This window comes from Phenylobacterium sp. 58.2.17, assembly GCF_026411515.1.
Taxonomy (GTDB): Bacteria; Pseudomonadota; Alphaproteobacteria; order Caulobacterales; family Caulobacteraceae; genus Phenylobacterium.
The window spans coordinates 42,694-59,023 of the sequence record NZ_JAPMTQ010000021.1 but is presented as its reverse complement, the minus strand read 5'-3'; the positions used below and the strand labels follow the sequence as shown (position 1 = coordinate 59,023).

Sequence of the window (16,330 nt, the reverse complement as noted above, 5' to 3'; positions counted from 1 at the left end):
CTTGGCCGGGCGATTGCGCTGCTTGCGCAGGCCCGGAGGCAGGTCGCTGCGGCCCTGCGGCTTGCCGCCGCCGGCGCGGGTGGCGTTCTTGCGGCCGGCCTCGGCCCGCTCGGCGGCCACTTCCGGCATCGCCTGGGTCATGACGTGCAGGCCGCGGTCGTTGCGGCGGTCGAAGGACGGGATGGTCTGGCGGGTGACCTTCTGGATGTCCTTCAGCAGGTTACGCTCGTCGTCGGCGCAGAACGCCACGGCCGAGCCGTCGGCGCCGGCCCGCGCAGTGCGGCCGATGCGGTGGACATAGGCTTCCGGCACGTTGGGCAGCTCGTACTGGATGACGTGGCTGACCGCGTCGATGTCGATGCCGCGGGCGGCGATGTCGGTGGCGACCAGGGCGCGGACCTCGCCGGCCTTGAAGGCGGCCAGGGCGCGCTCGCGCTGGCCCTGGCTCTTGTCGCCGTGGATGGCGGCCGCTTCGACGCCGGCCGCCTCAAGCGACTTGGCCACGCGGTCGGCGCCGCGCTTGGTGCGGGTGAAGACGATCACACGCTTGAAGTCGCGCTCGGCGAACATCTCGCAGAGCAGGGCGCGCTTGCGGGCGGTCTCAACGAAGATGACCTGCTGCTTGATGCGCTCGACGGTGGTGGCCTGCGGGGTCACCGACACCTTGGTCGGGTTGGGGCGCAGCAGCTCGCCGGCCAGCTTCTCGATCTCGCTGGGCATGGTGGCCGAGAAGAACAGGTTCTGACGCAGGCGCGGCAGGTGCTTCACGATCTGCCGGATCGGCACGATGAAGCCCATGTCGAGCATCTGGTCGGCCTCGTCGAGGACGAACATCTCGACGCCCTGCAGGGTGATGGTCTTCTCCTGCAGGTGGTCGAGCAGGCGGCCGGGGGTAGCGACCAGGACGTCGACGCCGGGCGCCATGGCGCGCATCTGGCCGCCGTACTTCACGCCGCCGAAGATCACGGCGACGCTGAGGTTCATGTGCTTGCCGTAGGCCTTGAAGCTTTCGGCGATCTGGGTCGCCAGCTCGCGGGTCGGCGACAGCACCAGCACGCGGCAGCCGCGGCGCGGCGCGGCCTTCTTGTCGGCGGCCAGGCGATGGATGATGGGCAGGGCGAAGGCGGCGGTCTTGCCGGTGCCCGTCTGGGCGATGCCGAGCAGGTCCTTGCCGGCCATGACGCCGGGGATGGCCTGGGCCTGGATCGGGGTCGGCTTCTCATAGCCCTCGTCGTTGAGGGCCTTGAGCAGCATCTTGTCGAGGCCGAGGTCGGTAAATTTGGTCAAACGAGTGTCTTTCACGGATGCGCCGAGCGCGGCCGCTCGCATGCAGCGAGGGTCGCGAAAACGCGGGTCATTTGTGGAAAGCCCCCGCGTGGCGGGGCGATCTATGCGATCTCTTCAAGCGCTCGACAGCTGGGTCCGAGGTTGCGGAACCATCACGCGGCTGGAGCGCCGATAGCGCCTCGAATGTTGCGGCGCAGCAGGGATATGACTGACGGCGCGCCGAAAGTCAAGTTTTGCAAGGGATTGGCGATGCCGACCATCGAGATGCTGAGCGAACTGCCCGACGACTTGCCTCTGACCGAGCGCCATGCGGTGCGTGTGGTGGTGCGCGATCGTGACGGGCGGATCCTGCTGTTCCGCACCCGCGACGTCACCGAGCCGGAGCAGGGCGAGTGGTGGGAGCTGCCGGGCGGGGGCGTCGATGCGGGCGAGACCTATCTCGAAGCGGCGCTGCGCGAACTGCGCGAGGAGACCGGGATCATCGCCCGACCCGACCAGGTCGGACGCCCCGCGTGGCGGCGCACCGCCACCTTCCGCTATCGCCAGGCCCGGCGCGTGCAGCACGAGGTGGTGGTCGAGGTGGTCCTGGACGGGCGCGGCGCGGCGATCGACGAGACCGGACGCCTGGACTACGAGCTGGAGGACTATACCGACTTCCGCTGGTGGTCGGTCGGCGAGATCGAAGCGCACGACGGCCGCTTCTATCCCGGGCGGCTGCCGTTGCTGCTGGCGCGCTTCCTGGCCGGCGAGGACATCGACGAGCCGTTCGAGCTCTGGTCCTGACCCCTTGCAATCGCGGGCGCATCCCGCGAGGAAGCTGGCATGTCCGACACCAAGCGCATGGTTCTCGTCGCCGCCGCGGCGCTCATCGATTCCGACGGCCGGGTGCTGATCTGTCAGCGGCCGCCCGGCAAGCAACTGGCGGGGCTGTGGGAGTTCCCGGGCGGCAAGGTCGAGCCGGGCGAAACGCCCGAGCAATGCCTGATCCGGGAGCTGGACGAGGAGCTGGGGATCACCGTCTCGCACGCCTGCCTGGCGCCCTTCGTGTTCGCCAGCCACACCTATGAGGACTTCCACCTGCTGATGCCGCTCTATCTGGTGCGGCGCTGGGAGGGCGTGGTCACGGCCAAGGAGCATTCGGGCGTGGCCTGGGTGAAGCCGATGAAGCTTACCGACTATCCGATGCCGCCGGCCGATGCGCCGCTGGTGGCCTGGCTGCGCGACCTGGTCTGAGAACGGAAAAAGGCCCGCGGTGAGCTCGGATCACCGCGGGCCTCTCAGGGTCGAAGCTAGCTAGTCCTCGACCGTGTCGATGCAGGCTGTGCAACGGACGCCTCAAGGTTGAGCCTGAGTCCCGGGAAGACACCAGCGCCATATCGTCGTTATGCTAGGGCGAAAGGTCGCACCTGCGGGTCGCGCTCCGATAAGCGTCGAGGCGCTTGTCCGGCCCGCCAATAAATCTAGCTTATGCAGATGCCGACCTTGCGACAGCTGCGCTACCTGACCGCCCTGGCCGAAGAGCGCCACTTCGGCCGCGCGGCGGCCGCCTGCCATGTCACCCAGCCGGCGCTGTCGATGCAGATCCGCGAGCTGGAGGCCGAACTGGACCTGGTGCTGGTCGAGCGTGGGCGCGGCGCCAGCGTGCTGACCCCGGACGGGACGGCCCTGGCCGAGCGGGCGCGGGCGTTGATCGCCGGGGTCAAGGACCTGGAGGACTTCGCGCGCGAGCGGCGCGGGGTCGGCTCGCGGCGCCTGGCGCTGGGCATGATCCCGTCGGTGGCGCCCTACCTGTTGCCGCGGGCCGCGCCGGTGCTGCAGGCGGCGCTGCCGGGGCTGGAGCTGAAGGTTCGCGAAACCCAGACCGCGACCCTGCTGAGCGAGCTGGCGGCCGGCGAGCTGGACGCGGTGATCGCCGCTGCGCCGCTGGCCGGCGAGGGGATCGAGACGGTGGAGCTGTTCGACGACCCGTTCTTGCTGGCCAGCCCGGCGAGCGCGCCGCTGGCCGCCGACGATCCGCGCAGCCTGCCGGCCGATCGGCTGCTGCTGCTCGAGGAAGGCCACTGCCTGCGCGACCAGGCGCTGGGGGCCTGCGAGCTCAGCGACCTCACCACCTTCGGCGCGACCAGCCTGACCACGCTTTTGCAGCTGGTGGCGCACGGGCAGGGGATCACCCTGCTGCCGCAGATGGCGGCGCGGGACCTGGCCGATCGGCGCATCAGCCTGGCGCGGTTTCCAGAACCCGCCCCGCGGCGGACCATCGTCATGGCCTGGCGCGCCGGTTCGGCGCGTCGGCGGGCGCTGAAGGACATCGCCGCGCGGCTGGCGGCGGAGGCGACGCATGACGCCTGACGCCTGGCTGGCGCAGTTCATGGCGCGCGAGCGGCTGCCGGCCAGCTATGCGAGGGTGGTGGCCGAGGTGGCGGTTCCGCTGGCCGGACGCATCGCCGACGCCGCGCGGCCGGGCGGGATCGTGGTCGGAATCTGCGGCCCGCAGGCGAGCGGCAAGTCGACCCTGACCGCGGTGCTGGCGCGGCTGCTGGAGGCGCGCGGGCTGAGGACTGCGGCGATCTCGCTGGACGACCTCTACCTGACGCGGGCCGAGCGGCAGGACATGGCGCGGCAGGTGCATCCGCTGGCGGCGGTGCGCGGCGTGCCGGGCACGCACGACGTGGCGCTGGGGCTGGAGATGCTGGCGGCGTTGCGGACTCCGGGCGTCCACGAGCGGCCGGTGTTCGAAAAGGCCCGCGACGACCGCCGCGAGCACGGCGCGCCGTTCGAAGGCCCGGCGGACGTGGTGCTGTTCGAAGGCTGGTGCGTGGGCGCGCGACCCCAGCCGGCGGCGGCGCTGGCCGCGCCGGTCAATGGGCTGGAAGCGCAGCAGGACGCGGGCGGCGCCTGGCGCAGCTTCGTCAACGCGGCCCTGGCCGGACCTTATCAGCAGCTGTTCGGGGCGCTGGACATGCTCGTCCTGCTGCAGGCGCCGAGCTTCGAGGTGGTGCTGGGCTGGCGGATCGAACAGGAGCGCAAGCTGCGCGAGCGGCTGGCGCGCGAGGGCGCGGACGCGAGTCGGGCGATGAGCGATGCGGAGGTCGCAGGCTTCATCGCCCACTACGAGCGGCTGACGCGCTGGATCCTCGAGGAGATGCCGGGCCGGGCCGATGTCGTGGTGGCGCTGGACGCTGCGCGCCGACCGACCTTGCGGGCATGAAAGAGGCCGCCCCGGCGAACCCGGAGCGGCCTTCGAAGGCGTGAGCCGAAGCCTTAGGCGGCCGGCTCGGCGTTCAGCACCGTGGTCAGACGGGCGCGCAGGGCGGCGTCCTTCTGCACGGCGGCCGACATGTCGTTGTACTTTTGCGGCGAGAGGCCGCTGGCCTGCACGGCCGCGCCCATCTTGCTGATCATTTCCTTCTGCACCTCGGCCTTGGTCGGGCCGTCGGCGCCGGCCAGCTTCGGCGTGTACTCGCCGTTGATCTTCTGGATCTCGGCCATGGCCGAGCCGAAGGCCTTGAGATCGGCGTCGGAGAAGCCGCCCGCGGCAGGGGCTTCGGCGGCGGGAGCGGCCGGAGCGGTCTGAGCTTGGACGGAAGTCGCGGCGACGGCGGCGCCGAGCAGGCCGGCGGCCAGGATAGCAATACGCATATAGGGGGGTTCCTGTAGTCGTTTGGATCGAGCCGAGACCGACGTTAGATCGGCGACGTGGCCAAAAAGCGACCCGGCTTGGCCGTTTGGGGCGTGAAGGTCTTGTGGCGCCCAGGATTGACGCAGAATTTGGGACGCCCGCAGGCGCCGGAAATCACGTCGACATCCGGTCTCTCTCGCGTATAGATTGCGGCCGCCCTCCGATGCAGCCGAGGGCCGCTGGGGGGCGTCATGAGACTGTTCGCTGTTGTCGCCGCGTGCCTGCTGATGGCCGCGTGCACCACGACCAACACCAAGCTGGCGAGCAATCCGATCAAGCCGCCGGCCGGGGCGCGGATCGTCCTGGTCGAGCCGGACATCGAACTGGCGGTGCTGACCGCCTCGGGGATGCAGGAGCCGCGGGCCGACTGGACCGAGCAGGGGCGCAGCAATGTCGCCGCCGAGGTCGAGCGCCAAATGAAGGCCCGCTCGCACGCCTACCGGATGATCGATCCGGACGAGGCCATGGGCGGGCGGACCGGCCAGCTGCTGCGCCTGCACGAGGCGGTCGGCCAGTCGATCATGATGTTCAACTACGGCTATGTAAGCCTGCCGACCAAGTCCGCGTCCTTCGACTGGACGCTGGGCGAAGGCGCGCAGGCGCTGGGCGCGGCGTACGAGGCCGACTACGCGCTGTTCGTGTTCGGCCGCGGCAACTACGCCAGCGGGGCGCGGGTGGCGACCGCGGTGGGGCTGCGATCCTGGGCGTCGGCGTCCCGGTCGGCGGCCAGCAGTGCTTCGCCTCGCTGGTGGACCTGAAGACGGGCCGCGTCGTGTGGTTCAACGTCGCCAGCACCGGCCCAAACGACGACATGCGCAAGCCGGACGGAGCGGCCCAGCTCGTCCAGGCCGTGCTGAAGGACGCGCCGCTCTAGGCCATGACCTTGCGCACGTCAGCCATCGCCCTGGCGACGGCCCTGGCCGTGACGCCGGCGGCCGCCCAGGAACGCGCCGCGGGTCTGCGGCCGGACGCGGCCTCGGCCGAGGCCGGCTTCTGGTCGGTGATGGACAAGGCCGAGGCCGAGGCCAAGACCCGTGCCGACCTCAACACCGACCCGGCGCTGAACGCCTATGTGCGCGGGGTGATGTGCAAGGTGGCGGGCGCGCACTGCCCGGACTTGCGGGTCTATGTCATGGACCGGCCGTTCATGAACGCCAGCATGGCGCCGAACGGTTACTCGGAAGTCTGGTCGGGTCTGCTGCTGCGGGCGAGCGACGAGGCCGAGCTGGCCTATGTGCTGGGCCATGAGATCAGCCATTTCACCGAGAGCCACACCATCGAGGCGCATCGGGCCCAGAAGACCCGAGCCAACGTGGTGCTGGCCGCGACGGTCGTCGTGGCGGTCGCAGGCGCCGCGTCGGCGGCCAGCGCCGGCACCGCGAGCGAGGCGCAGTCGATCATGGACGCCACCGGCAACACCATCGACCTGATCTACTACGCGCAGATCGCCTCGTTCTTCAGGTTCAGCCGCGAGCAGGAGGCCGAGGCCGACCTGCTGGGCCAGCGCAAGCTGGCGGCGGCGGGCTACGATCCGGCGGCGGCGGCGCAGAGCTGGCGCGGGCTGACCGCCGAGACGAAGGGTTCGGACTTCAAGCGGGTCCGGAACTCGGAGACGCGGATCAGCGTGTTCTCCAGCCACCCGCTCGGCGCCCAGCGGATCGCCGCGCTGGACACGCAGGCCGCGACCTTGAAGCCCGGCGGCGACCGGGGCCGTGAGCGCCATCGCGCGGCGATCCGCCCGCACCTGGGCGCCTGGCTGCGCGACGACCTGCGCAAGCGCGACTTCGGCCAGACGCTGGTGGTGATCGATCGGCTGGCGGCCGACGGCGAGGACCTCGGCGTGCTCAACTACTTCCGCGGCGAGGCCTATCGGATGCGACGCGGCGACGGGGACCTGGCCAAGGCGCGCGACGCCTATCTGACCGCCGCGGTTCACGCCGACGCGCCGGCCGCGGTCTGGCGCGAGCTGGGCGATATCCGGCGGCGCGACGGCGATCTGGCCGGCGCGCGAACCGCCTACGAAAGCTATCTGGCCAAGGCGCCGCAGGCCGAGGACGCCTGGATGGTGCAGGACAGCCTTTCCAGCCTCGACAAGGGGAAATGACCATGTGGACCTTCATCCGAGCTCTTGCGCCGCTCGGCGCCTGCCTGGCGCTGGCCGCCTGCGCCTCCGTCACCTCGGCGCCCGCCGGGACGCTGAAGGTCGGGACGGGCTATGAGGTCGCCCTGGGCCGCGAGTGGTCCGACATCAGCAACATCATGACCGGTCGCACGGCGAAGGTGCGGCTGCTGTCGATCGACGGACCGCTGCTCAATCGGCTCTACGTCACCGACGGCCTGGCGCCGGGCGAGTACCTGATCAAGCCGGCCCGCAAGGAAACCCCGACGCCGGTGATCCGGCCTGACATGAGCGCCAGCGAGCGGCTGGAGTTCATCACCGACAGCGTGGTGGCTCTGGAGTATCAGCGCGTGCAGCTGATGCGGCCGCGGCCGGCCCAGTTCGGCCAGGGCGCCGGCGTGCGTTTCGATCTGACGGCGCAGACCAAGGCCGGGCTGGACGTGAAGGGCGCCGGAGTGATCAGCGAACAGGGCGGCAAGACCTATGTCCTGCTCTACCTGGCGCCGGCCGAGCACTATTTCGACGCCTATCTGGCCGAGGTCGAGGCGATCCTCGGCTCGGCGAAGCTGGGCTAGGTCTCGTCCCGCGGCAGCGGGTTCTCGACCACGCCGAGGGCGTCGGCCAGGCGCATCTTGGCCGAGCCGGGCTTGAGCGGCTTCTGCTGGCTGGGGTCGGGCGCCCAGCCGGTCAGGGTCAGGATCTCGAAGGTGGCGGGCACGCGGCCGTCGGGCTCGGCGAAGCGTTCGACATAGATCTCGAAGGCGCGGGCCAGGACCTGGCGGGTCAGGCGCTTGGGGTGGCGCTCGGCCAGGACGCTGGTCTCGCCCATGGCCCGCAGGTCGGCGAGCAGCTTCAGCGGATGAGCGTAGCGGACGGTGACGCGGTCGACGTCCGCCACCGGCAGGGCGAAGCCCGAGCGTTGCAGCAGGCCGGCGGCGTCGTAGGGATCGGCGAAGGGTGAGACGCGGGGGCCGGCGCCGCCGGTCAGCTCGGCCTCGGCGGCCAGCAGCGATTGGCGCAGCTCGGTCAGGGTGGCGCCGCCCAGCAGCGAGCCGATGAACAGGCCGTCCGGCTTCAGGGCGCGGCGAATCTGGATCAGCGCGCCGACCACGTCGTTGGTCCAGTGCAGGGCCAGGGTCGAGACGACCAGGTCGAGGCTGCCGGGCGCGAAGGGCAGGCGCTCCTCGTCGGCGACCAGGCGCAGGCCGTCGCGGCCGGCCAGCATCTTCGGCGACAGGTCGGTCTCGACCAGGAAGCCGATGCGGGCGGCGGCGTCGCTCTGCGCCAGGCAGCGGGCGAACCAGCCATTGCGCGCGCCCAGATCGACGGCGCGCGGGAAGTCGCGCATGATCGCTTCCAGGCGCACGACGGCGTCCTCTGCGGCGCGGGCCTTGAGGAAGTCGGCGGCGGCGTAGCCGGGGGCGGCGCGGTCCAGGCGGGTGCGGTGCAGGTCGCGGTCGAAGAGACGGGGCGGGGCGGACATGGGCTTTCTAGATGGCGATGCGGACGCCCGGTGGAAACCCGGGCCGCGCGCGACGGCCGCGGTTCGTACCGCGCTGGACCTGCTTTTCCCACCCCAATCGCTCGACGGCGGCGCGCCGGCGATGAGCGGCGGCCTGAGCGCAGCGGCATGGAGCACGATCCCGTTCATCGACGGGCCGCTGTGCGACGGCTGCGGCCTGCCGTTCGAATACGACCTGGGGGCAAGCGTCCGCTGCGCCGCCTGCTCGGCTCGGCCGCGGGCGTTCGCGCGGGCGCGGGCGGCGTGCCTGTACGACGAGACCTCGCGCGGGCCGATCCTGCAGCTGAAGCACGCCGACCGCACCGACCTGGCGCCGTTGTTCGCCCGCTGGATCAGCCGTTCGGCGCGCGAGTTGCTGGACGAAGCCGACGTGCTGGCGCCCGTGCCGCTGCACCGCGCGCGGCTGCTGGGGCGGCGCTACAACCAGGCCGCCGAGATCGCCCGGCCGCTGGGCCGGCTGTCGGGCGTGGCCTATCTGCCCGATGCGCTTGCGCGGGTCCGGGACACCGCGAGCCAGGGCGGCAAATCGGGCGGCGGGCGGCGGCGCAACGTCGCCGCGGCGTTCGCCGTGCCGCCGGCCAAGGCCAGGCTGGTGGCCGGCAAGACCGTCCTGCTGATCGATGACGTGATGACCACCGGCGCCACTTTGGAAGGCTGCGCGCGGGCGCTGCTGGCGGCTGGGGCGCTGCGCGTCCATGCCGCAGTGGTCGCGAGGGTTAAAGAAAGCTCAAGTCGTTCCATATAGAGCAGACCCGTCACCACCCGCATCAGTCGAGCCATGGCCGAAGTCACCATCTATACGAAACCGTACTGCCCCTACTGCATCCGCGCGGTGTCGCTGCTGGAGAAAAAGGGCGTGGCGTTCAATGAGATCGAGGCGGCCTTCGATCCGGAGAAGCGCCAGGAGATGGTCCAGCGCGCCAACGGCCGGGCGACCTTCCCGCAGATCTTCATCGGCGAGCGCCACATCGGCGGCTGCGACGACATGATGGCGCTGGAATACGACGGCAAGCTGGACGCCCTCCTGGCGGCCTGAAGCTTGATCTTTCCGCTCACTCCCGCGAAAGCGGGAGCCTAAGCTGAGCATCGGCTTGGACCCTCGCCTGCGCGGGGATGAGCGGAGTAGCGAATGACCCTGCGCGTCGGCCTGATCCAGACCAGAACCCCCGCCAGCCACGCCGCGGCGCTGGCGCACGTGACGCCGCTGATCCGGCAGGCTGCGGCCGACGGCGCGAGCTTCATCGCCACGCCCGAGGGCGCCAACATCCTGCAGAAGGACAAGGCCGCGCTGCTGCCGCAGCTGGCCCTGCTGGAGGACGACCTTGTCGTGCAAGGCCTGCAGGCCCTGGCCGCCGAGCTTTCCGTGACCATCCTGATCGGCTCGGCGCTGGTGAAGCGGCCGGATGGCAAGGCCGCCAACCGTGCGGCGCTGATCACGCCGCAGGGCCAGATCGCCGCCACCTACGACAAGCTGCACATGTTCGACGTGGACCTGCCGACCGGCGAGACCGCGCGCGAGAGCGAGACCTACGAGCCCGGCGAACAGGCGGTGGCGGTGCGGGCCGGCGAGCTGAAGCTGGGGCTGACCATCTGCTACGACGTGCGCTTCCCGGCGCTGTACCGCGCCCTGGCGCTGGCCGGGGCCGAGGTGATCGTGACGCCGGCCGCCTTCACCCGGCCGACCGGCGAGGCGCACTGGGAGACGCTGCTGCGCGCCCGCGCCATCGAGACCGGCAGCTTCGTGCTGGCGCCGGCCCAGGGCGGTTTCCACGAAGACGGCCGCGGCACCTGGGGCCGGACCCTGGCCATCGGCCCCTGGGGCGAGGTGCTGGGCAAGCTCGACCACGACGAGCCGGGCGTGCTGATCGCCGACCTGGACCTGGCCGCGGTGGCCAAGGCGCGGGCGGCGATCCCGGCCCTGCCCAATGCGCGGAGCTTTACAGCGCCTATATCTATCGCATGATCCGCTACGCGCTCATCTGCGAGCACGCCCACGCGTTCGAGGGCTGGTTCGGCTCGTCCGGCGATTTCGACGACCAGTCGGCGCGCGGCCTGGTCGCGTGTCCGGTCTGCGAGAGCCGGGCGGTCGAGAAGCAGATCATGGCCCCCTCGGTGGCCGGCACCAAGAAATCCCAGGCCGCCGACCTCCCGCCGCAGGTGCGCTCGATGGTCATGGAGGCGATGGGCAAGGTCCGCGCCCACGTCGAGGAGAACTTCGACTATGTCGGCGACGCCTTCGCCGGCGAGGCCCGCGCCATCCACGAGGGCCGCTCGGAAGACCGCGGCATCTATGGCGAGGCCAGTCCGGCCGAGATCAAGGCGCTGAAGGACGACGGCATCCAGATCGCTCCGCTGCCGCCGGCGCCGCCGAAGAAGTCGGACGTGAACTGAACGCCGGGGCGCGCGGATGGAATGTTGCCGCCGCGCCGGACGCCCCATAGGCTCCCCGCCAGTTCATGGGGAGCGTCAATGATCCGTACCTTCACCGCCGCCGCCTTGGCGGCCGCCGCTATCGCCTCGCCGGCGATGGCCCAGAGCCCGCGCGCTGACCAGCTGGCGTTCCGCGACCTCTACAAAGAGCTGATCGAGATCAACACCACCCTGTCGGCGGGCAGCTGCACCGCGGCGTCGCAGGCGATGGCCGCGCGGCTGAAGAGCGCCGGGTTCGCCGACGCGGACCTGCAGATCATCGTCTCGCCGGACCGGCCCAAGGACGGGAACCTAGTCGCGACGCTCAAGGGGACCGACGCCAAGGCCAAGCCGATCCTGCTGCTGGCGCATATCGACGTGGTCGAGGCCAACCGCGCCGACTGGGAGCGCGATCCGTTCAAGCTGGTCGAGGAGAACGGCTTCTTCTACGCCCGCGGCGCGGCCGACGACAAAGCCCAGGCCGCGGTCTGGGTCGACACCCTGGCCCGCTACAAGACCGAGGGTTTCAAGCCGAAGCGGACGATCCGCATGGCGCTGACCTGCGGGGAGGAGACGCCGGACACCTTCAACGGCGTCCAATACCTGATCAAGAACCACCGCGATCTGATGGACGCCGCCTTCGTGCTCAACGAGGGCGCCGGCGGGCGGCTGGACGGCCAGGGGAACCGTGTGTCGTTGGGCGTGCAGGCCGGCGAGAAAGTCTATCAGGACTACACCCTGGAAGTGACCAATCCGGGCGGCCACTCCTCGGCGCCGGTGCGCGACAATGCGATCTACCACCTGTCGCAGGGGCTGGCGCGGCTGGGCGAGTACGACTTCCCGGTGAAGCTGAACGATGCGGTGCGCGGCAACTTCGTCCAGATGGCCAAGATCGAGGGCGGGCCGATGGGCGAGGCGATGGCCGCCGTCGCCAAGGACCCGTCCAACGCCGCGGCGGTGGCGGCTGTGGCGCGCGATCCGGGCCGCAACTCGATGATGCGGACCACCTGCGTGGCGACCATGGTCAACGCCGGCCATGCGCCCAACGCCCTGCCGCAGCGGGCGCGGGCCAACGTCAATTGCCGGATCCTGCCGGGCGAGGGCGTCGAGGCCACCCGCGAGGCGCTGGTCAAGGTGCTGGCCGACCCGGCGATCAAGGTCACGACGGTCGGCGAGCCGAGCCCGGTCACTCCGCCGCCGGTGCTGAACAAGCAGATCATGGGCCCGATCGAGACGGTCTCGGCCAAGCTGTGGCCGGGCGTGCCGATCGTGCCGGTGATGGCGACCGGCGCCACCGACGGCCGATTCCTGAACGCGGTCGGGGTGCCGACCTACGGCCTGACCGGCTTCTTCAGCGAGCCGACCGGCAACGGCGCCCACGGGCTGAACGAGAAGATGCGCGTGCGCTCGCTCTATGAGGGCCGCGACTTCCTCTACGAGGTGGTCAAGCTCTACGCGAACCAGAAGTAGGGGCGAGCAAACAACCGCTCCCCCCGGCGAAGGCCGGGACCCAAGCGGCGCTTCGGCCTGGCTGGAGCGCCGCTTTTCGTTTTCGACTTAGCTTGCTTCCGGACTTTGCGGGACGCGTCAGAACGTCTTCCGCAGGCCCAGCGACAGCACGTAGCCGGCGCCCTCGACCTCGCCGCGCAGGCGGGTCGTGGTGGCCGCGGGCGTGCCCTCGTAGAACACCGTGTCGTGGTGGACGTCGGAATTGGCGAAGTCGATGTAGGCGAACGCCGCATCGACCTTCAGCCCGTTCATCACGTCGGCGGTGGCGCCGACCCCGTAGAGCCAGCGGTCGCCGTCCGGCACCCGCGCGGTGCGGGCCGCGTCGGGGGTCGGGGTCGGGTCGTACTGCACGCCGGCGCGCAGGGTCAGCTTGTCGTTGACCGCATAGTCGAGGCCGACGCCGCCCGAGGTGACGTCCTCATAACCCTGGAACAGGTTTTCGCCGCCGCCGGCGAATTTCACGTCGATCGATTCGAACTCGCTCCAGCCGATGCGCTGGATCTGGGCGTTGAGGGCGAGTTGGTCGGTGGCCTGCCAGCGGGCGCCGAGGGTGGCGATCCAGGGCGTGGTGAAGGCCGCCGAGCCGCCGACCTCGCGGTTGACCGGGGCTAGGGGACCGACCAGGCCCGCGACCAGGACATCGCCGTCGAGGTCGTGCTCGACCTTCGAGCGGTAGCTGGCGCCCAGCGTCACCGGGCCCAGATAGGCCTGGGCGCCGACCGTCCAGCCGAAATCCCAGCCGTCGCCGCTGAGCTGGGAGATGCCGTCGGCGAGCAGCGGCGAGAGGTTCGGATAGGCGGTCTGCAGCTTGGCGTCGGTGTACTGGGCGCTGACCCCGGCCCCGAGGTCGAGCCATTCGGTGACCTTCATCGCCCCGGTCACCTGGATGTCGGCGGTGGTCAGCCGGGAGGTCAGGGCGTCGTACCGCGCCCACGACGACTTGCGGTACTCGGTGGTGAAGTTGAAGGGCGCGGCGACAGACAGGCCGAGCGCGAAGCGGTCGCCGATCGGGGTGGCGATGGCGAAGTTCGGCGCGACGCCGTCCTGGATCGGACTGAAGGCGCGCGGCTCGCCCTGGATCGGGATGGTCAGTCCGTTCGGATAGGTGATGGTCGAGCCTTCGTTCCTGACCGTGGCGTCGACGAACACCGCATGCAGGCCGACATAGGCCTCGCGCCCCGAGCGGGCGATGGCGGCCGGGTTCCACCAAAGCGAGGAGACCCCCTGGTCGGCGACCTCGCCCGAATAGGCGCGGCCCGCGCCCTTCACCGACTGTTCCTGCAGGTAGTAGCCCGCCGCGTGCGCCGTGGTGGACAGGAGGGCGGTTGCGGCCGTGGTCGCCGCCAGGAGGGTCAGCCGGGTCATGGGAGTGCTCATCGTTCCGGGGAGGGATCCGCGCGCGGATCGGCTGCTTCCCAAAACCCGATCAGCACGCGGCGGGTTGCAGAACGGCGATCAACCGCTTGCCAAACCGTGGCCCAGGAGCCACAACTTAATGAATTGGCATGGAGTCTGTCATATGTCTGGATCGCATGGCGCGGCGAAGGTTGGGCGCACCCTGGCGGACTCTGTCCCCTATTGGCCGCCGAAGGTGAAGCCGCCGGCCGGCTCGCCGAACATCCTGGTCGTACTGTTCGACGACGTCGGGTTTTCGGACTTCGGATGCTACGGCTCGCCGATCAGGACGCCGACGATCGACAAGCTGGCGGCCGAGGGCCTCCGCTACACCGGCTTCCACACCACGGCGATGTGCTCGACCACGCGGGCGGCGCTGCTGACCGGTCGCAACCATCACTCGGTGGGCATGGGCTGCCTGGCCAACTTCGACTCAGGCTTTCCCGGCTATCGCGGCAAGATCGCCAGGGAGGCCGGAACCCTGCCGGAGATTTTGCGCGGCCAGGGCTATGGGACCTACATGGTCGGCAAGTGGCACGCGACGCCAGTCAACCAGACGGGCGCGGCCGGGCCCTATGACGGCTGGCCGCTGGGCCGCGGCTTCAACCGCTACTACGGCTTCATGGACGCCGAGACCGACCAGTTCTCGCCCGAGCTGGTGCGCGACAACACCCCTGTCGACCCGCCGGGCGGTTACCGCGACGGCTATCACCTGACCGAAGACCTGGTGGACGAGAGCATCCGCTTCGTCGCCGACCACATCGCCGATGCGCCGGACCAGCCGTGGCTGCTGTGGCTGGCGCTGGGGGCCTGCCATGCGCCGCACCAGGCGCCAATGGACATCATCCGCAGCTATGACGAGGTGTTCGAAGCTGGCTGGGACGTCGAGCGCGAGCGCCGGCTGGAGCGCCAGAAGGCGATGGGGATCGTGCCGCCGGACACCCAGCTGCCGCCGCGCAACGACGGAGTGAAGGCCTGGGCCGATCACTCGCCCGACGAACAGAAGGTGTTCACCCGCCTGCAGAGCGCCTTCGCCGGCATGCTGGACCACGCTGACCGGCACCTGGCGCGGCTGGTGGAGTTCCTAGAGCAGGCCGGCGTGAAGGACGACACTCTGATCCTCGTGCTGTCGGACAACGGCGCCAGCCAGGAAGGCGGGCCGCTCGGCTTCGTCAACGCCATGGGGCCCTACAACATGAAGTTCGAACCGATGCCGGAGAAGCTGGCGCGGCTGGAGGACATCGGCGGGCCCGACAGCCACTCGAATTTCCCGTTCGGCTGGGCCCAGGCCTCGAACACGCCCTTGCGCCGCTACAAGCAGAACACCCACGGCGGCGGCATCCGCGATCCGCTGGTGATCAGCTGGAAGAACGGGATCGCCGCTCGCGGCGAGACGCGAGGCCAGTTCGCCCACGCCTGCGACCTGACCCCGACCTTGCTGGAGCTTTTGGGCATGTCTTCGCCCGACGTCATCGCCGGGGTCGTGCAGACGCCGATGGAGGGCGAGAGCTTCGCTGCTTCGCTGACCGACGCGGCCGCGCCGGCCAAGAGCTCGGCGCAGTATTTCGAGATGTTCGGCCACCGTGGTCTCTGGAAGGACGGGTGGAAGGCGGTGGCGTTCCACCCGCCGGGCGCGCCCTTCGACAAGGACGTCTGGGAGCTCTACCACCTCGACGCCGACTTCGCGGAAACCCGCGACCTGGCGCAGGCCGAGCCTGACCGGCTGGCGGCGCTGGTCGACGAATGGTGGGCCCAGGCCGAGCGTTGCAACGTCCTGCCGCTGGACGACCGCTTCGGACCTCGCTTCGCCGAGAACGCCCTGCGCCACCAGGGCGCGCGCAAACAGTTCGTGTTCCACAAGGGCATGGGGCACGTGCCCAGCGACTGCGCCCCCGATGTGCGTTCGCGCTCGTACTTCATCGAGGCCGACGTGACCCTGGGCGAGGGCGACGAGGGGGTGCTGATCGCCCATGGCGACGCCACCAGCGGCTACTCGCTGTTCGTGCGCGACGGGCGTCTGCACCACACCCTGAACGTCGGGGGCTTGCGCACCACGGTCAGCTCGGAGGCGGCGGTGGCGCCGGGCCGCCGGCGGCTGGGCGTGCAGTGCGTCCAGGGCGACGGGCGGCGCTTCATCCTCAGCATCGACGGCCGCCCGGCGGGCGAGGTCGCCACCCATCTGGGCTTCATGACCCTGATCTCGTGGTCGGGCCTGGACATCGGCCGCGACCGCGGCAGCGCGGTCGGCGACTATGCCGAGCCGTTCAAGTTCAGCGGCGCGCTGCGGACGGTGACGGTGACCATGGACGCCGACCAGGCCCTGGACGGCGACGCGGTCGGAGCCGCGGAACTGGCACGCCAGTAGATTGCACGATCCAACTTCGGGTTGCGGAAGCTGGCCGGCTCGGCC

General features: G+C 70.4%; 18 protein-coding genes. 14 read left to right on the top strand and 4 right to left on the bottom strand.

Annotated elements, in window-relative coordinates:
- On the bottom strand, nt 1-1,287 hold a 1,287-nt coding region (locus OUA97_RS14200; protein WP_267232589.1), incomplete at its 3' end, for a DEAD/DEAH box helicase.
- 249 nt (nt 1,288-1,536) lie between these two features.
- On the opposite strand from OUA97_RS14200, the gene OUA97_RS14195 reads away from it, so the two are divergent.
- The 4 genes from OUA97_RS14195 to OUA97_RS14180 all read left to right on the top strand — a co-directional run bounded on the left by OUA97_RS14195 (nt 1,537) and on the right by OUA97_RS14180 (nt 4,495).
- The gene (locus tag OUA97_RS14195; protein ID WP_267232588.1) at nt 1,537-2,070 is read left to right on the top strand and encodes an NUDIX hydrolase; all 534 of its coding nucleotides are present in this window, start codon (nt 1,537-1,539) and stop codon (nt 2,068-2,070) included.
- A 39-nt stretch (nt 2,071-2,109) separates the two neighbouring features.
- Entirely contained in the window at nt 2,110-2,520 is a 411-nt protein-coding gene (mutT, locus tag OUA97_RS14190; protein WP_267232587.1) for an 8-oxo-dGTP diphosphatase MutT, read from the top strand.
- 240 nt (nt 2,521-2,760) lie between these two features.
- On the top strand, nt 2,761-3,636 hold the full coding sequence (locus tag OUA97_RS14185) for a LysR substrate-binding domain-containing protein (RefSeq protein WP_267232586.1): 876 nt from the start codon (nt 2,761-2,763) through the stop codon (nt 3,634-3,636).
- On the top strand, nt 3,626-4,495 hold the full coding sequence (locus OUA97_RS14180; protein WP_267232585.1) for a kinase: 870 nt from the start codon (nt 3,626-3,628) through the stop codon (nt 4,493-4,495). Before OUA97_RS14185 ends, OUA97_RS14180 begins: the two co-directional genes overlap by 11 nt.
- 53 nt (nt 4,496-4,548) lie before the next feature.
- Here the strand turns inward: OUA97_RS14180 and OUA97_RS14175 are convergent, their stop codons facing one another.
- Nucleotides 4,549-4,926, bottom strand: a complete 378-nt coding sequence (locus tag OUA97_RS14175; protein WP_267232584.1) for a DUF4168 domain-containing protein — start codon at nt 4,924-4,926, stop codon at nt 4,549-4,551.
- Between the two features lie 231 nt (nt 4,927-5,157).
- Here OUA97_RS14175 and OUA97_RS14170 point away from each other — a divergent pair, with 231 nt between their 5' ends.
- From OUA97_RS14170 to OUA97_RS14155, 4 genes are read left to right on the top strand one after another with little or no spacing between them, the layout of a single operon-like run.
- Nucleotides 5,158-5,724, top strand: coding sequence for a hypothetical protein (locus tag OUA97_RS14170; protein WP_267232583.1), 567 nt, complete (start codon nt 5,158-5,160; stop codon nt 5,722-5,724).
- Nucleotides 5,715-5,840 carry a hypothetical protein gene (locus tag OUA97_RS14165; protein WP_267232582.1) on the top strand — a complete coding sequence of 42 codons (126 nt, stop codon included), beginning with the start codon at nt 5,715-5,717 and terminating at the stop codon, nt 5,838-5,840. The genes OUA97_RS14170 and OUA97_RS14165 overlap by 10 nt, the downstream gene beginning before the upstream one ends.
- A 3-nt stretch (nt 5,841-5,843) precedes the next feature.
- Nucleotides 5,844-7,070 (top strand): M48 family metalloprotease, encoded by a 1,227-nt coding sequence (locus OUA97_RS14160; RefSeq protein WP_267232581.1) that lies wholly within the window; start codon nt 5,844-5,846, stop codon nt 7,068-7,070.
- A 2-nt stretch (nt 7,071-7,072) separates the two neighbouring features.
- A complete protein-coding gene (locus OUA97_RS14155) occupies nt 7,073-7,660 on the top strand; it encodes a hypothetical protein (RefSeq protein WP_267232580.1) in 588 nt (195 codons plus the stop codon).
- Here OUA97_RS14155 and OUA97_RS14150 read toward each other — a convergent pair.
- Complete coding sequence (locus OUA97_RS14150) at nt 7,657-8,568, bottom strand: methyltransferase domain-containing protein (protein ID WP_267232579.1); 912 nt, start codon at nt 8,566-8,568, stop codon at nt 7,657-7,659. The genes OUA97_RS14155 and OUA97_RS14150 overlap by 4 nt on opposite strands.
- Here OUA97_RS14150 and OUA97_RS14145 point away from each other — a divergent pair.
- The 5 genes from OUA97_RS14145 (at nt 8,567) to OUA97_RS14125 (ending at nt 12,486) form a co-directional block, all read left to right on the top strand.
- Nucleotides 8,567-9,352 (top strand): ComF family protein, encoded by a 786-nt coding sequence (locus OUA97_RS14145; RefSeq protein ID WP_267232578.1) that lies wholly within the window; start codon nt 8,567-8,569, stop codon nt 9,350-9,352. The genes OUA97_RS14150 and OUA97_RS14145 overlap by 2 nt on opposite strands.
- Nucleotides 9,353-9,385: 33 nt before the next feature.
- Nucleotides 9,386-9,643 carry a glutaredoxin 3 gene (gene grxC / locus OUA97_RS14140; protein WP_267232577.1) on the top strand — a complete coding sequence of 86 codons (258 nt, stop codon included), beginning with the start codon at nt 9,386-9,388 and terminating at the stop codon, nt 9,641-9,643.
- A 93-nt stretch (nt 9,644-9,736) separates the two neighbouring features.
- Nucleotides 9,737-10,570 carry a carbon-nitrogen hydrolase family protein gene (locus tag OUA97_RS14135; RefSeq protein ID WP_267232576.1) on the top strand — a complete coding sequence of 278 codons (834 nt, stop codon included), beginning with the start codon at nt 9,737-9,739 and terminating at the stop codon, nt 10,568-10,570.
- Complete coding sequence (locus OUA97_RS14130) at nt 10,567-10,998, top strand: DUF1178 family protein (protein ID WP_267232575.1); 432 nt, start codon at nt 10,567-10,569, stop codon at nt 10,996-10,998. Before OUA97_RS14135 ends, OUA97_RS14130 begins: the two co-directional genes overlap by 4 nt.
- Nucleotides 10,999-11,076: 78 nt before the next feature.
- Nucleotides 11,077-12,486 (top strand): M20/M25/M40 family metallo-hydrolase, encoded by a 1,410-nt coding sequence (locus tag OUA97_RS14125; protein WP_267232574.1) that lies wholly within the window; start codon nt 11,077-11,079, stop codon nt 12,484-12,486.
- Nucleotides 12,487-12,603: 117 nt separating this feature from the next.
- On the opposite strand, the gene OUA97_RS14120 is transcribed toward OUA97_RS14125, so the two are convergent.
- Complete coding sequence (locus OUA97_RS14120; protein ID WP_267232573.1) at nt 12,604-13,890, bottom strand: OmpP1/FadL family transporter; 1,287 nt, start codon at nt 13,888-13,890, stop codon at nt 12,604-12,606.
- Nucleotides 13,891-14,044: 154 nt separating this feature from the next.
- Between OUA97_RS14120 and OUA97_RS14115 the strand changes: the two genes are divergently transcribed.
- Complete coding sequence (locus OUA97_RS14115; RefSeq protein WP_267232572.1) at nt 14,045-16,285, top strand: arylsulfatase; 2,241 nt, start codon at nt 14,045-14,047, stop codon at nt 16,283-16,285.
- Nucleotides 16,286-16,330: the final 45 nt, after the last annotated feature.

Excerpts from the sequence above, each read along its gene's own strand:
- OUA97_RS14180 (WP_267232585.1), top strand. The coding sequence starts at position 3,626 with ATGACGCCTGACGCCTGGCTGGCGCAGTTCATGGCGCGCGAGCGGCTG.
- OUA97_RS14175 (WP_267232584.1), bottom strand. The coding sequence starts at position 4,926 with ATGCGTATTGCTATCCTGGCCGCCGGCCTGCTCGGCGCCGCCGTCGCC.
- OUA97_RS14170 (WP_267232583.1), top strand. The coding sequence starts at position 5,158 with ATGAGACTGTTCGCTGTTGTCGCCGCGTGCCTGCTGATGGCCGCGTGC.
- OUA97_RS14135 (WP_267232576.1), top strand. The coding sequence starts at position 9,737 with ATGACCCTGCGCGTCGGCCTGATCCAGACCAGAACCCCCGCCAGCCAC.
- OUA97_RS14120 (WP_267232573.1), bottom strand. The coding sequence starts at position 13,890 with ATGACCCGGCTGACCCTCCTGGCGGCGACCACGGCCGCAACCGCCCTC.
- OUA97_RS14195 (WP_267232588.1), top strand. The coding sequence starts at position 1,537 with ATGCCGACCATCGAGATGCTGAGCGAACTGCCCGACGACTTGCCTCTG.
- grxC (WP_267232577.1), top strand. The coding sequence starts at position 9,386 with ATGGCCGAAGTCACCATCTATACGAAACCGTACTGCCCCTACTGCATC.
- OUA97_RS14145 (WP_267232578.1), top strand. The coding sequence starts at position 8,567 with ATGGGCTTTCTAGATGGCGATGCGGACGCCCGGTGGAAACCCGGGCCG.
- OUA97_RS14130 (WP_267232575.1), top strand. The coding sequence starts at position 10,567 with ATGATCCGCTACGCGCTCATCTGCGAGCACGCCCACGCGTTCGAGGGC.
- OUA97_RS14155 (WP_267232580.1), top strand. The coding sequence starts at position 7,073 with ATGTGGACCTTCATCCGAGCTCTTGCGCCGCTCGGCGCCTGCCTGGCG.
- OUA97_RS14150 (WP_267232579.1), bottom strand. The coding sequence starts at position 8,568 with ATGTCCGCCCCGCCCCGTCTCTTCGACCGCGACCTGCACCGCACCCGC.
- OUA97_RS14160 (WP_267232581.1), top strand. The coding sequence starts at position 5,844 with ATGACCTTGCGCACGTCAGCCATCGCCCTGGCGACGGCCCTGGCCGTG.
- OUA97_RS14185 (WP_267232586.1), top strand. The coding sequence starts at position 2,761 with ATGCCGACCTTGCGACAGCTGCGCTACCTGACCGCCCTGGCCGAAGAG.
- mutT (WP_267232587.1), top strand. The coding sequence starts at position 2,110 with ATGTCCGACACCAAGCGCATGGTTCTCGTCGCCGCCGCGGCGCTCATC.
- OUA97_RS14115 (WP_267232572.1), top strand. The coding sequence starts at position 14,045 with ATGTCTGGATCGCATGGCGCGGCGAAGGTTGGGCGCACCCTGGCGGAC.
- OUA97_RS14125 (WP_267232574.1), top strand. The coding sequence starts at position 11,077 with ATGATCCGTACCTTCACCGCCGCCGCCTTGGCGGCCGCCGCTATCGCC.